Origin of the sequence: Peribacillus sp. YIM B13481 (assembly GCF_042787985.1) — a bacterium.
Lineage (GTDB): Bacteria > Bacillota > Bacilli > Bacillales > DSM-1321 > Peribacillus > Peribacillus simplex_A.
In genome coordinates this window covers 59,736-72,251 of the sequence record NZ_JBHZPE010000002.1, presented here as the reverse complement: position 1 = coordinate 72,251, position 12,516 = coordinate 59,736, and the positions used below count along the sequence as shown (strand labels likewise).

General features: G+C 42.2%; 13 protein-coding genes and 1 pseudogene. 10 read left to right on the top strand and 4 right to left on the bottom strand.

From position 1 onward, the window contains the following. Positions 1 to 44 precede the first annotated feature (44 nt). Together ACFX4X_RS01845 and ACFX4X_RS01840 are read right to left on the bottom strand one after the other, a co-directional pair. Positions 45 to 899, bottom strand: coding sequence for an ATP-grasp domain-containing protein (locus ACFX4X_RS01845; protein ID WP_377381158.1), 855 nt, complete (start codon positions 897 to 899; stop codon positions 45 to 47). After that, positions 868 to 1,809, bottom strand: a complete 942-nt coding sequence (locus ACFX4X_RS01840; RefSeq protein WP_377381155.1) for an ATP-grasp domain-containing protein — start codon at positions 1,807 to 1,809, stop codon at positions 868 to 870. Before ACFX4X_RS01840 ends, ACFX4X_RS01845 begins: the two co-directional genes overlap by 32 nt. A 98-nt stretch (positions 1,810 to 1,907) precedes the next feature. Between ACFX4X_RS01840 and ACFX4X_RS01835 the strand changes: the two genes are divergently transcribed. Continuing rightward, a complete protein-coding gene (locus ACFX4X_RS01835) occupies positions 1,908 to 3,197 on the top strand; it encodes a bifunctional folylpolyglutamate synthase/dihydrofolate synthase (RefSeq protein ID WP_284470098.1) in 1,290 nt (429 codons plus the stop codon). 27 nt (positions 3,198 to 3,224) lie between these two features. On the opposite strand, the pseudogene ACFX4X_RS01830 reads toward ACFX4X_RS01835, so the two are convergent. Then, positions 3,225 to 3,537: pseudogene (locus ACFX4X_RS01830) on the bottom strand (transposase); the annotation flags it as partial. Positions 3,538 to 4,056: 519 nt separating this feature from the next. Here ACFX4X_RS01830 and ACFX4X_RS01825 point away from each other — a divergent pair. The 9 genes from ACFX4X_RS01825 to minD all read left to right on the top strand — a co-directional run bounded on the left by ACFX4X_RS01825 (position 4,057) and on the right by minD (position 11,913). Beyond that, positions 4,057 to 4,809 carry a prepilin peptidase gene (locus tag ACFX4X_RS01825; protein WP_318681323.1) on the top strand — a complete coding sequence of 251 codons (753 nt, stop codon included), beginning with the start codon at positions 4,057 to 4,059 and terminating at the stop codon, positions 4,807 to 4,809. Positions 4,810 to 5,116: 307 nt separating this feature from the next. Further along, positions 5,117 to 6,082, top strand: a complete 966-nt coding sequence (locus tag ACFX4X_RS01820; protein ID WP_377381152.1) for a hypothetical protein — start codon at positions 5,117 to 5,119, stop codon at positions 6,080 to 6,082. A 195-nt stretch (positions 6,083 to 6,277) separates the two neighbouring features. Beyond that, entirely contained in the window at positions 6,278 to 6,847 is a 570-nt protein-coding gene (locus ACFX4X_RS01815; RefSeq protein WP_377381149.1) for a Maf family protein, read from the top strand. A gap of 48 nt (positions 6,848 to 6,895) precedes the next feature. Further along, positions 6,896 to 7,570, top strand: coding sequence for a RadC family protein (gene radC, locus ACFX4X_RS01810; protein ID WP_377381146.1), 675 nt, complete (start codon positions 6,896 to 6,898; stop codon positions 7,568 to 7,570). A 147-nt stretch (positions 7,571 to 7,717) separates the two neighbouring features. Further along, the gene (locus tag ACFX4X_RS01805) at positions 7,718 to 8,737 is read left to right on the top strand and encodes a rod shape-determining protein (protein ID WP_061464254.1); all 1,020 of its coding nucleotides are present in this window, start codon (positions 7,718 to 7,720) and stop codon (positions 8,735 to 8,737) included. A 182-nt stretch (positions 8,738 to 8,919) separates the two neighbouring features. Beyond that, complete coding sequence (gene mreC, locus ACFX4X_RS01800; RefSeq protein WP_284470101.1) at positions 8,920 to 9,792, top strand: rod shape-determining protein MreC; 873 nt, start codon at positions 8,920 to 8,922, stop codon at positions 9,790 to 9,792. Next, a complete protein-coding gene (mreD, locus tag ACFX4X_RS01795) occupies positions 9,789 to 10,307 on the top strand; it encodes a rod shape-determining protein MreD (protein WP_284470102.1) in 519 nt (172 codons plus the stop codon). The genes mreC and mreD overlap by 4 nt, the downstream gene beginning before the upstream one ends. Before the next feature lie 116 nt (positions 10,308 to 10,423). Continuing rightward, positions 10,424 to 11,107, top strand: coding sequence for a septum site-determining protein MinC (gene minC / locus ACFX4X_RS01790; RefSeq protein ID WP_089361660.1), 684 nt, complete (start codon positions 10,424 to 10,426; stop codon positions 11,105 to 11,107). 2 nt (positions 11,108 to 11,109) lie between these two features. Continuing rightward, positions 11,110 to 11,913: a septum site-determining protein MinD gene (minD, locus tag ACFX4X_RS01785; RefSeq protein WP_317776867.1), complete on the top strand. Its 804-nt coding sequence runs from the start codon at positions 11,110 to 11,112 to the stop codon at positions 11,911 to 11,913. Positions 11,914 to 12,057: 144 nt separating this feature from the next. On the opposite strand, the gene ACFX4X_RS01780 is transcribed toward minD, so the two are convergent. Beyond that, entirely contained in the window at positions 12,058 to 12,501 is a 444-nt protein-coding gene (locus ACFX4X_RS01780) for a S1 domain-containing RNA-binding protein (RefSeq protein WP_053347157.1), read from the bottom strand. Between the last annotated feature and the right edge of the window lie 15 nt (positions 12,502 to 12,516).

Here is a 12,516-nt window from a genome sequence, read left to right as displayed (position 1 = left end):
GGTTCATCCTTTTGTATTTAACGCAATTGATGCCATTCCCAAAATCAAATGTTCCGTTGGGAGGATATTCTTTCTTTTATGAATATGAGGTAATCCCGTACGATATTCATGTCGCTTAGTGCACTTAATGTCCGGCTGCCGACGACATCCTCGATTTCGTTGAGCATGAGGCTGCCATCTTCGGCAAATATGAAATCGATTCCGACCAGGCCAAAATCAAATGCCTCGATTACTCTTTCTACAAGGGTTAAATCGGATGCGGTCAGCTCATATAACGAAGCCGATCCCCCTAGCGTGTAATTTGCCTTGAAACTTGAAGCGGATTCCCTAAGGACAGCAGCCTTCACTTTTTTACCAACTACAAAGACACGGATATCCCTGCCGAATAAACCAGGTTTTTGGACAATCCAATTTCCGTCATTCAGTTCGGCCAAATCATCGGCATCCTCGATTAAATAAACTTGTTTCCCTCCGCGGCCACCTGTTTCTTTAGCGATGAAAGGGAACTCCATATCCTCGGCATTCGGACTTCCGTTGCAGTAAACGGTATCGGCCATTGGTATCCCCATCGAGGACAAATATTGATGCGTCTTTGCTTTGTCATTCGCGATTTCGGATACGGTTGAGGAGTTAAAGCAGGCAATCCCCAGTTGCTCCAATTGCCTAGTAAAAAAAGGATCGATGGTCCGGACGATCGCAAAGTCAGGCAATGAAATTGGCTTCATCTCATGTTCCACGTACAATTCGTTGAAACGGTGGCCGATCCTAATGTCCTCCCGATGGAGAAAGTGTAAATCAAGATCAAGCTGACTGGCTTCGCCAAGCATCCAATCTATGTATCCTTTATTATTTATGGCATCCTCACGGTTATAAATCAACCAACCCGCTTGCTTTTTCATCAGAGGCACTTCCTTTTCCTAATTTGTTCAGGATATAATCGAACATGCTATCAGCGATGTTGATGCCTGTACATTCATAAATATTCAGTAAATGAGAATTCGAATTCACTTCGCATAAAAGCGGTCCCTCTTCACCGAACAGCAAATCGACGCCGGCGAAGTCGGCACCTAGAATCTCCGCACATCGGATGGCAAGTTGTGCTTCTTCCGTGGTGGGTGTATAGGGGGCAGCCTGCCCCCCAGCAGTCATATTAGCTCGGAAGTCTTGCTCGGAATGGCGTTGCATCGCTGCTATGACTCGATTGCCGACGACATTAACACGAATATCCCGCCCTTTACTGTGTTCAATGAATTCCTGAATGATAAATGGCTTGTGGCCAAGATTACGGATCGTCTTAAATAACTCATCCTCTGTTTGGATCAAATATACTTGTTCCCCAAAAGAACCGTATGCTTCCTTAACGATAAGTGGATACCCAAGTTCAATGCCGATTAGTTTAAAGGCATCCATATTGACCCTTTCGATCCCTTCGTACGTAAAGGGGGGAAACAAGGTTTTCGGCATCGGTATGCCATGCCCGGCCAATGCTTGATGTGTTTTTGCTTTACTGTCACAAATATCGATCGCTGTACTGCCGTTATATACTGGGATGCCGAGCAATTCCAAATGGCGTGCCAAATGAATGTCTTTATCCATGAACAGAACAAAATCAGGCAGCTTATCAAAGGCTCCTTTAATTAGAGGCACTCCTTTTTCAATTATGGGTATCAGATCTGAATTACGGATAAGGGTTGCCATGATTTCTTTCCTTTCAGCCGCCTCCTTAATGAACAAAGCTAAATTGGAAAACTTATCATGCTGTAAATAGCCGTTAACGACGATCCAACAGTGAAGATCTGAAGGTTTCATTTTAAAACACTACCTTTCATCTAGGTTAATCGTTCATATATTGATAAAATAATATTAACGCATAAGAGCGGTATAAAGAAAGAGGAGGCTCAACGATAATGGTAACAACCATGAAGGAAATCAATCATTTTTTTGAACGGCGCCAAGTTCAATTGGGTATGAATTTTGGCTTATCAAGGATGGAAACATTATTAACTAACTTAGGTGACCCACATAAGGCGCTTAAGTATATTCACATTGCAGGATCAAACGGGAAAGGATCTACCTTGCAATATATGAAAGAAATCCTTCTAGCTGAAGGGGTACGTGTCGCTTCCTTCACTTCACCTTATTTAATACGGTTGAATGAACAGCTGAAGATAAATGCGGACGAAATCAGTGATAAGGATTTTATCGCCACATTCCGGGAGCTGCAGCCGTTCATCCAAGAGATGGACAGTAAGGGGAATGGACCTACTCAGTTTGAAATATTGACTGCAATGGCATTTTCTTATTTCAGCAAAAAGGAAGTGGATTTGGTTTTAATGGAAACCGGACTGGGAGGCAGGCTCGATACAACGAATGTCATTCAGCCGTTTCTTTCGATCATTACCTCGATTTCTTTGGAACATACGAATATCCTGGGTAACACACTTGGGGAAATTGCTTCAGAGAAGGCGGGCATTATTAAAAGCGGGGCGCCGATCATCAGCGGAGTCACCGCTTGGGAACCAGCAAAAGTAATCGAAGAAAAAGCGTCTTCAGTAGGCGTGCCTTATTACCAATTAGGTAAAGACTTTCATGTAGGCAATGTAAAGCAAAGTGAATGTGGGCAAAGTTTCTCCTTTTCGCTTGGAGACAGGTCCATCGAAAATGTGGAAATGCAGATGTTAGGCCGTCATCAAATGGAAAATGCGGCGCTGGCCATTGCTGCTGTCCTATTAGGAATGGAAAATATCGATGAAAAAAGCATCCTTAAAGGAATAGGGGAAGCGAAATGGGATGGACGTTTTGAAAAAATATCGGATGAGCCGTTGGTGATCATTGATGGTGCACATAATCCTGCCGGCATCGACGTATTGATGGAAACGCTAAAAGTGCATTACCCTGAATATAAGTACCGGTTCATATTCAGCTCATTTAAAGATAAAAATTATTCCCAGATGCTTCGTGGACTGGAAACGGAAGCGATGGAAATCATCATTACTGAATTCTTCCACGAACGGGCGGCGGATGCGCACACGCTTTATGAAAAATGCAGTCATGAAAATAAAAGTATAAACAAGGATTGGCAGGCGGCGATAAGGGAAGGCAGACGGAAAACAGGGGGAAAAGAGGCCCTTGTCATCACAGGTTCCCTTCATTTCCTTTCACTTGTGAGGGAATTCCTAATCAGAGAAGATGCCTAAAAGGGATGTGCCTTTACCGGACTAATTATTTTTCCCGAATGTTGAGAAATGAGGCACTTTATCATGGAAACCAAAGCCTAAGAACCAACGGTAAGCCATATTTGTTTCAACTTCTTCAATTGTTTTACGCATTGAACGAATACCGAAGTTATATTGAATGAAAGTCTAGATCAATACTTGGGCGTCCTATCTCTGAATACAAAACTTTCAACAAATCATAAATGAAAGTGAAGTCAATGGCAGCCTCAATTTTACGAACCAAATGGTTCGCAGGCACCAGTTGATTTAAAGTAATCATTTCAAGTTGGTCACGCTTAATAGGATCATATTTAGAAAGCATCCTCATCACCTCAAGTTTTATTAAGTCTATTTTAGAACATTAAAGACTTTAGGCAAAAGGGCTCTATCTATAAGTTAAAACAAAGTTGATTGGAGCGGGTGTACGAGACTCCTGCTTAGAAAAGCGAGTCCATGGGAGACCCCGCAGGCGCAAAGGGAGTGTGCCCTACGTTCCAATTGCACAAACCCCTAAAAAACTGGTAGACAAGCTCTATTTTCATCGAGAGTTTGTCTACAGTCTGGAAAAGGATCTTTTCAAAGGTCCTTTTCTCTTGTTAACAGAGTCTCTTGAAAAGAAAAAACTCTAATAGAGTGATTGATAACAATTCACCAAGTATTTTTGTTAAAATATGTTTATATATTGAATCTATATGACTGATGAATAGTAGGATGAATACTTATTAAAATGACGGGAGGAATGAAAAATCATGAAGAAACCAAGTGATTATTATATAGCGGAAGGGACTTTTATATTAGGGACTCAAAGAAAAGCAATCGAATCCTCGTGCACTTTGTATAAATGATGGCTATCCATATCTATCTCTTCGTCTTGGGCTTAATTTTAGGCTCATTCTTTAACGTCGTCGGTTTAAGTGTTCCAGCGGGTAATTCATTTGCGAATCGGCGCTCTGCTTGCCCTTCTTGTGGGCGTACATTGACATTCTTCGAGTTGATACCGGTTATTTCTTATATGATGCAATACGGAAAATGCCTGGGCTGTAAAGCAAGGATTTCCCCCCTCTATCCGTCAGTGGAAATGCTGACCGGTGTTTTGTTTGCCTCAGCTCCCATATTTCTTGGCTGGTCGGACGAACTCTGGGTTGGCTGGACATTGATTTCATTATTTATGATCATCTTCGTGTCTGATGTAGCCTATATGCTCATTCCCGATAAAATACTGCTTTTCTTTATGGCGATTTTTACGGTTCTAAGAGTTTCATTTCCGCTGTCACCATGGTGGGATTCAATTGTCGGGGCAGCGATTGGCTTTAGCCTGCTGCTATTAATCGCTGTGGTGAGTAAGGGGGGCATGGGGGGCGGTGATATCAAACTATTTGCAGTGATTGGCTTTGTACTGGGAATGAAGATGGTCCTGCTATCGTTTCTTTTTGCGTGCTTTTATGGTGCATTCCTTGGAATCATCGGGTTGCTAACCGGGGTTCTAAAAAAGAAAACACTGATTCCTTTCGGGCCATATATCGTTTTGGGGACTTTGACTGCTTATTTTTGGGGCGATTCCCTTTTACATTGGTATGTAACTTTTCTAAGATGAGCTTAAAGGACCATCCCAGTTCAAGAGTAATTTGTCAAAAAACACCTGAACAATGAGGAGTAGGGAACTATCCCCATTTGACTTCAAGTGAAGATGACATGGAAGAGGTATATATGTAATTGGTGTATGGCGTTATTAAACGGTTCATGGACCAGAAGCACCAGTGCCTTGAAGTTCCTTTTTGTTTAACTCGATATGAATAGGGAAATTTGACGAAACCTATTAATGACAAGACGACAAAAGTCTTGTTATTTTTTTTTGCCTCTATGTTAGGATGAAAAAAATGATCTGGAGGGGAGGAAAAAAATTGGGCAAGACGGAAAAAAGCAAAGGCGTCACGATTAAAATAAATGGGGAAGAAAAAGTATTTGCGGATAAAAATAAGATGGAAAGCCAAGAGGCGGCGAGTGAGGAGCTGGAACAGCCAGATGAGAGTTTCGAATGGATACTCCCTGAGGATTCAAATGAAAACAAGATTGTATTGATTCCCTCACCGCCAAAGAAGAAAATGCCGAAGCTAATCGGTTTTGGGACTAGTTCGCTGAAAAGCCCGGATAATAGACCGATCAAGGCATTCATGATCGCTGTCATGTGTGCAGTGTTTTTTGGATCGATTCTTGGCTTGATCGCCGTTAAAACGATTACAAAGGAAAAAGCCGCAGTTTCTTCGGTCGGGACCTCGATTCCAAAGGGAGCCACTGTTGAAGATAAAAAAGTGGCAGCAAATGAACCAGGAACCCAGCTAAAGACGTTTCTTGTACAGGGTGGTGTATTCAGCAGCGAGGATGCGGCAAGGCAAATCCAAAAGAAAATCATGGAAAAGCAGGTTCCAGCTGAAATTTTCAAATTGGAAGACAGCTATTATTTATTCCTGGGATCGGCAGAGAGTCTCACTGCAAGTAAGGAGCTGGCCTTATTCTTAAAGTCTTATGATGTAGACGTATATTGGAAGGAAATCAATTTTGAAGCGGCTGGGACAAGCCAGGAAGAAGAGAAAACCCTTGACAAGATGAAGGCAGTATATACATCATTGGCAGAAATATCTGCAACAAAGCTTCGCGGAAAGGAAGGGACGGTAAACGAAGAAACCCTGAAAAAAAACCTGGATGAACTGAAGGGAGGGCAATTATCACCGAAGTTTTCAAAAATGAACGATGACCTGACGGCTGCGGCAAAGTCGATTAACGAATATGAGACTTCCCTAAACGAAGAAAAGCTATTTCAGGCTCAAGAAAGTCTTCTTGATTTTTTATTGAATTACCAAAATATATAAAGTTAAGTAAAGAAAAGGGGAGCTACCTAATGGGACAGGCTCCCAATATGAAACTATCTGCTGACACCTTTTTTTATTTTCCGGGAAATACTTTCGGGCATTTGTCGATTCCTAGTAAACAATAATTGTGGATTGGACCATTATTTGATAGGATAGATATGTATCTCCCTAGTAAAGAAAGGTGACTTTTTAATTATGCAGCCATTGATTTTAGCTTCTTCATCACCACGTCGTAAAGAACTTCTACAATTTCTTCAAATCCCCTTTGAAAGCATGAATTCCAATGTCGATGAAAGTATTGATGAAAACATGTGTCCGGATGCTGCGGTGAAAGACCTGGCCTCCCGTAAAGCGGAAGCCATCGCGGCGAAATTTCAGGAAAACTGGGTAATCGGCTCGGATACCGTTGTTGTCCTTGATGGTGAGATATTGGGGAAGCCGGCAAGCCGGGCAGATGGAAAAAGAATGCTGGAGATGTTATCAGGACGGACACACGAAGTATACACAGGTGTCGCCATCCTATTCGGAAAGCATCGCAGAGTATTCGCAGAAAAGACGGAAGTGACATTTTGGGAGCTGCCAGAAGCTGAAATCGAACGTTATCTGGATAGCGGGGAACCTTTTGACAAAGCTGGCGGCTATGGGATTCAAGGATATGGATCTCTTCTCGTCAAACAAATCAAAGGGGACTATTTCTCTGTCGTCGGGCTTCCGGTCTCAAGACTGGCCCGTGAACTTAAAGCGATGCAGGCAGACTTAGCATAAACGATTTCCCTCTGGCATCTCCCTTTTCCAAGAAAGGGTGGATCAAAAATGTTGATGCGGGATTACCCGAAAGAAGAGAGGCCGCGCGAAAGGTTTCTGCAGGACGGACCGCAAAGTCTATCCAATCAAGAATTGCTTGCTCTGTTATTGAGGACGGGATCAAAGGAAGAATCCGTTCTGCAACTATCGGGCAGGCTCATCAATTCCTTCAAGGGCCTGCGTCTGCTAAAAGAAGCCTCAGTGGAAGAACTGACGGTGATTAAAGGGATTGGTGAAGCGAAAGCGATTCAAATACTGGCCTCTGTCGAACTTGGCAGGAGGATTAACAAATTGAATGATCAAGACCGTTATGTGATTCGATCTCCTGAAGATGGAGCCAATTATTGCATGGAAGAAATGCGGTTTTTGTCACAGGAACATTTTGTCTGTCTCTATTTAAATACGAAAAATCAAGTGCTTCAAAAAACTACGGTCTTCATCGGCAGCCTCAATGCCTCAATCGTTCATCCGCGTGAGGTTTTTAAAGAAGCTTTCAGAAGGTCCGCTGCCTCTATCATCTGTCTTCATAACCACCCCTCCGGAGACCCCTCTCCCAGCAGAGAAGATATTGAAGTGACGAAAAGATTAGTCGAATGTGGTAAAATAATCGGGATTGAAGTATTGGACCATATCATTATCGGGGAACATAAATATGTTAGTTTGAAGGAAAAAGGTTATTTATGACACTATCAAAATTTTTGACGATACGATATAATATTGTTTATGATTTTTAAAAGAGGAAACTTTTTCAAAACTCTTATTGTCAAAAAACGACAAATTATTATTTGAACTTATAAAAGGCATTTTTGTTTACGAAAGGGAGATACCATAATGTTTGGAATTGGCGCTAGAGATATAGGGATTGATTTAGGAACGGCGAATACGCTTGTATATGTGAAAGGAAGAGGAATCGCAGTACGTGAACCATCGGTTGTAGCTGTGCAAACAGATACAAAGCAAATCGTTGCAGTCGGAAACGATGCGAAAAACATGATCGGCCGTACACCTGGTAACGTGGTTGCCCTTCGTCCTATGAAGGATGGAGTGATTGCCGATTATGAAACGACGGCTACCATGATGAAGTACTATATGAAGGAAGCTCAAAAGAAGGGCGTATTCGGTAATAAGCCATATGTCATGATTTGTGTGCCTTCCGGAATTACGGCAGTTGAGCAGCGCGCAGTCATCGATGCAGCTAGACAAGCTGGAGCCCGTGATGCATATCCTATCGAAGAACCGTTTGCAGCAGCGATCGGGGCTGACCTTCCTGTTTGGGAGCCTACAGGCAGCATGGTCGTTGATATTGGCGGTGGAACAACGGAGGTGGCGATCATTTCCCTTGGCGGAATCGTAACAAGCCAATCCATCCGTATTGCCGGTGATGAAATGGATGATGCCATTATCGTTTACATCCGTAAGAACTACAATTTGATGATCGGTGAGCGTACTGCTGAGGCCATCAAAATGGAAATTGGTTCTGCTGGAGACACGGAAGGCGTAGATAACATGGAAATTCGCGGCCGTGACCTATTGACTGGACTACCGAAAACGATCGAAATTACAGCTGAGGAAATATCCAAGGCATTAAGCGACACAGTTTCTGCAATTGTGGATTCCGTGAAAAACACTCTAGAGAAAACACCACCTGAATTAGCAGCTGACATCATGGACAGAGGCATTGTGCTGACAGGCGGGGGTGCTTTGCTGCGCAATTTGGATAAAGTCATCAGTGAAGAAACGCAAATGCCGGTGATCATCGCTGAAAATCCGCTGGATTGTGTTGCAATCGGAACGGGTAAAGCATTGGACCACATTCATTTGTTCAAGACTAAATCAAGAGATTCGCGATAAGCATTACTTCTCAAATAGGGCCGGCTCAACAAAAGGTGCAATTTTGAGCCGGTTTTTCTTATGTTTATCTGTTTAATTATAATCATTTATAGCTGTTTTTTTGGTCTGTATGAACAAGACGATTGTGTAAATTTTAGATGATTTTAGATTTTATATATTTTAGATATAGAGGTGCAATTATCATGCCACAGTTTTTTAATAAAAAGCTCCTTCTCTTGCTCGTTAGTATTATCGTTCTCGTGGCATTGATCGGTTTTTCATTAAGAGAGAGAGAAGAGTTGACATGGCCGGAGCAATTCCTGAAAGATACGACAGGCTGGGTCGGAAATGTGTTTAATAAGCCAGTATCGGGTATAACAGGTTTTGTAGGGGGCTTAAAAGACCTTCAAAATACATACGATGAAAACAAAAAATTGAAAGCCCGCTTGGATGAATATGTATTATTGAAAACCCAAGTCCAAGATTTAAAACAAGAAAATGAAGACCTTCGCGATAACCTCAAAAAAGAAGATGACCTGCGGAAGTATTCACCCACTCAGGCGACGGTCATTGGACGTAATCCTGACCGCTGGCATGAAATGCTGACGATTAATAAAGGGAAGCGTAATGGGGTAGAAAAAAATATGGCTGTCATCACCTCCAAAGGGTTAGTCGGTAAGGTGAAAACAGCGACGGATTTCACGGCTTCGGTTCAACTCTTAAGTTCGATAGATAAAGCCAACCGTGTCTCTGCCATCGTTCAAGGTGATGATAAAGCATATGGCTTGATTGAAGGCTTCGATGATAAGAAGAACCTTTTACTGATGAAACGGATACCTTATGATAAAAAAATCAAGAAAAATTCATTGGTCATCACTTCAGGTTATGGAGGGATCTTTCCGAAAGGTTTGCTGATCGGGAAAGTTGTCGATGTCAAAGTGGATCAATATGGATTGAACCAAACCGCATATATTGAACCTTCGACGGATTTTTATGATATTAATAATGTAATGGTCGTTCAGCGTGAAGTGGGCGGTGTACTGAAAGAAAGTGATGGGGAGGATGAAGCTAAGTGAGATATTTCATCCTTTCTTTTATAGCCTTGGTTTTTTTCGTTTTTGAAAGCATCTTCGCCCAGATATTCGCTGGTGATGCATTCGGGTCCGATAAAATCCTCGTTCCCCATTTCATGATGATTTTCGTCTTTTTCCTGACCATGTACGGATCCAGGAAAATGGGTATGCTTTATGGAGCGATTCTTGGGTTGACTTATGATGTCGTGTATACGGAAATCCTGGGGATTTACATGTTCCTGCTGCCTTTTCTTGCATATCTGATATCGAAATGCATGAAAATCCTGCAAAATAGTTTATTGGTTTCCTGCCTGACGGCGCTTTTGTTCACGGCAGTGTTAGAGGTTGTCATCTTTCAGATGAATGTCATCCTTTCTTTTGCAGATATGGGATTCGGTGAATTTGCGGAACGCAGATTGCTGCCGACATTATTATTGAACCTCGCATTCATTATTATCAGCTGCTATCCTTTAAAAAGAATGTTTGAAAAGCTTGATTTGCAAGGAGAAACGGATTAACGTTCCTGTGTCTTACAAAGCAGGTCGAGAATGTATTTTCTCTTTTCCGTGTACGTAGAAAAAGGAAATTTGTTTTCCTATGTCGAATTATATTTCATTGAGGTGAAACTAACGTCATGAATAAAAGAATTCAGCAAAATGTCATGATTAAGGGAACAAAAGACGGGTTTATGCTTCATCTCGATGATTCTTGCTCATTTTCCGAGTTATTGAAAGAGTTAGAAGTGAAGCTTTCGGCAAACTATCAGTTTCAAGAAAATGACCCGTCCATTTCCGTAAAAGTACATACAGGGAACCGCTATCTTGATGAAAAACAAGAAGAAAAGATTAAAGAGGTCATCCATAAAAAGAAGAAGCTTTTCGTTGATGAGATGATTTCGAATGTCCTGACGAAGGAAGAAGCGAGACGCTGGAAAGATGAAAACCAAGTGACGACCGTGACCAAGGTGATCAGGTCGGGACAGGTTTTTGAAGTCCCTGGTGATTTACTTCTAATTGGCGATGTCAACCCCGACGGAACGGTTCGTGCGGGCGGCAACATATATATCATGGGTCAGCTAAAGGGAATAGCCCATGCCGGATATAAAGGGAATAATGAGGCCATAATAGCTGCCTCTGTCATGAAGCCTGCCCAGCTGCGCATTGCTGGACAAGTGAATTTATCTCCTGACCAATATACGAAATGGGGACATGACTTGGAATGTGCCTTCATGGATGAAGAAGAAAATATCATTATAGAAAAACTGCAAGTTTTAAAGAAATATAGACCTAATTTAAATAGATTAGAAGGGGGTCTCTAATCGTGGGAGAGGCAATAGTTATAACATCCGGTAAGGGTGGTGTCGGGAAAACGACCACCTCCGCCAATTTAGGAACATCTTTAGCTCTTCTAGGCAAAAAGGTTTGCTTGATTGATACGGATATTGGTCTTCGGAACCTGGATGTGATCATGGGATTGGAAAATCGCATCATCTATGATTTGGTCGATGTTGTAGAGGGGCGCTGTAAGGTACACCAAGCGCTTATTAAAGATAAACATTTCGAGGATCTGCTGTATTTGCTTCCAGCTCCACAAAATAGTGATAAATCAGCGGTGAATGAAGAGCAGATGAGGAAACTCATAAGCGATATGAAGCCTGATTATGATTATGTCATCATTGATTGCCCTGCAGGCATTGAACAGGGCTTCAGGAATGCCATCGCTGGGGCGGACAAGGCGATCATCGTTACGACTGCAGAGAGACCGGCTGTCAGGGATGCAGACCGTATTATTGGCCTGCTTGAAAAAGAAGAGCATATTGAACCGCCTCAATTGATCATCAACCGGATACGCGGCCATTTACTTCATGAGGATGAAGAAATGGATATCGATGGAGTTGCCGATTTTCTTAAAATTGATTTGATCGGCGTCATTCCTGATGATGACCAAGTCATTGTGGCAGCGAATAAAAAGGAACCCATTGCCTATAACCCGGACAATAGAGTCTCACTTGCCTATCGGAACATTGCCAGAAGGATCCTTGGCGAATCTGTACCCTTGACTCCAATTGGCGCAGAACCGAAAGGCTTCATGTCCAAATTGAAAAAATTCTTTAGCGTGCGGTAAATTCTATATTCCATATTAAGAAGCGGGAGCATTTTATGCATTCGCTTCTTTTGCTGCATGGAACTATTGGGTATTCCCATCATAATAAATAAAAAAGGCAAGCCATATCCTGGCTTGCCTTATCTATATGCTGGAATGTGCGGGTTATCCGCGTCTTCCGCCTCTGCCGCCGCGTTTTGATTCGGTGCTGCGTTTAAGAGTCGATAAATTTTCTTCACTAGTCTTTAAAAAGCGAACCATTTTATCTTCGAAATTTTCCTTTGGTTGGAAATTACCTTTTGAACGAAAATCTTTAGAACGGCTATCCCCTTGGCGTGGTGGGCGTTTGGTATAAGAAGAGGTTTGCCCTTCGGGTTTATCTATAGCCTTTTTGATGGACAAGGCAGTTTTTCCGTCTTTCTCACTAATCACTTTTACTTCAATTTGGTCGCCTACTTTAAGATGGTCATTTACGTCTTTTACATAGCTATCTGCTACCTCACTGATATGCACAAGACCTGTTGAGCCTCCTGGTAATTCTACGAATGCTCCAAAATTAGTGATACCTGTTACTTTACCTTGTACTTTGCTGCCTATTTCGATTGACATAAAAAAACGTTCCCC

Excerpts from the sequence above, each read along its gene's own strand:
- ACFX4X_RS01815 (WP_377381149.1), top strand. The coding sequence starts at position 6,278 with ATGCAGCCATTGATTTTAGCTTCTTCATCACCACGTCGTAAAGAACTT.
- ACFX4X_RS01840 (WP_377381155.1), bottom strand. The coding sequence starts at position 1,809 with ATGAAACCTTCAGATCTTCACTGTTGGATCGTCGTTAACGGCTATTTA.
- minC (WP_089361660.1), top strand. The coding sequence starts at position 10,424 with ATGAATAAAAGAATTCAGCAAAATGTCATGATTAAGGGAACAAAAGAC.
- radC (WP_377381146.1), top strand. The coding sequence starts at position 6,896 with ATGTTGATGCGGGATTACCCGAAAGAAGAGAGGCCGCGCGAAAGGTTT.
- ACFX4X_RS01780 (WP_053347157.1), bottom strand. The coding sequence starts at position 12,501 with ATGTCAATCGAAATAGGCAGCAAAGTACAAGGTAAAGTAACAGGTATC.
- mreC (WP_284470101.1), top strand. The coding sequence starts at position 8,920 with ATGCCACAGTTTTTTAATAAAAAGCTCCTTCTCTTGCTCGTTAGTATT.
- ACFX4X_RS01845 (WP_377381158.1), bottom strand. The coding sequence starts at position 899 with ATGAAAAAGCAAGCGGGTTGGTTGATTTATAACCGTGAGGATGCCATA.
- ACFX4X_RS01825 (WP_318681323.1), top strand. The coding sequence starts at position 4,057 with ATGATGGCTATCCATATCTATCTCTTCGTCTTGGGCTTAATTTTAGGC.
- ACFX4X_RS01805 (WP_061464254.1), top strand. The coding sequence starts at position 7,718 with ATGTTTGGAATTGGCGCTAGAGATATAGGGATTGATTTAGGAACGGCG.
- ACFX4X_RS01835 (WP_284470098.1), top strand. The coding sequence starts at position 1,908 with ATGGTAACAACCATGAAGGAAATCAATCATTTTTTTGAACGGCGCCAA.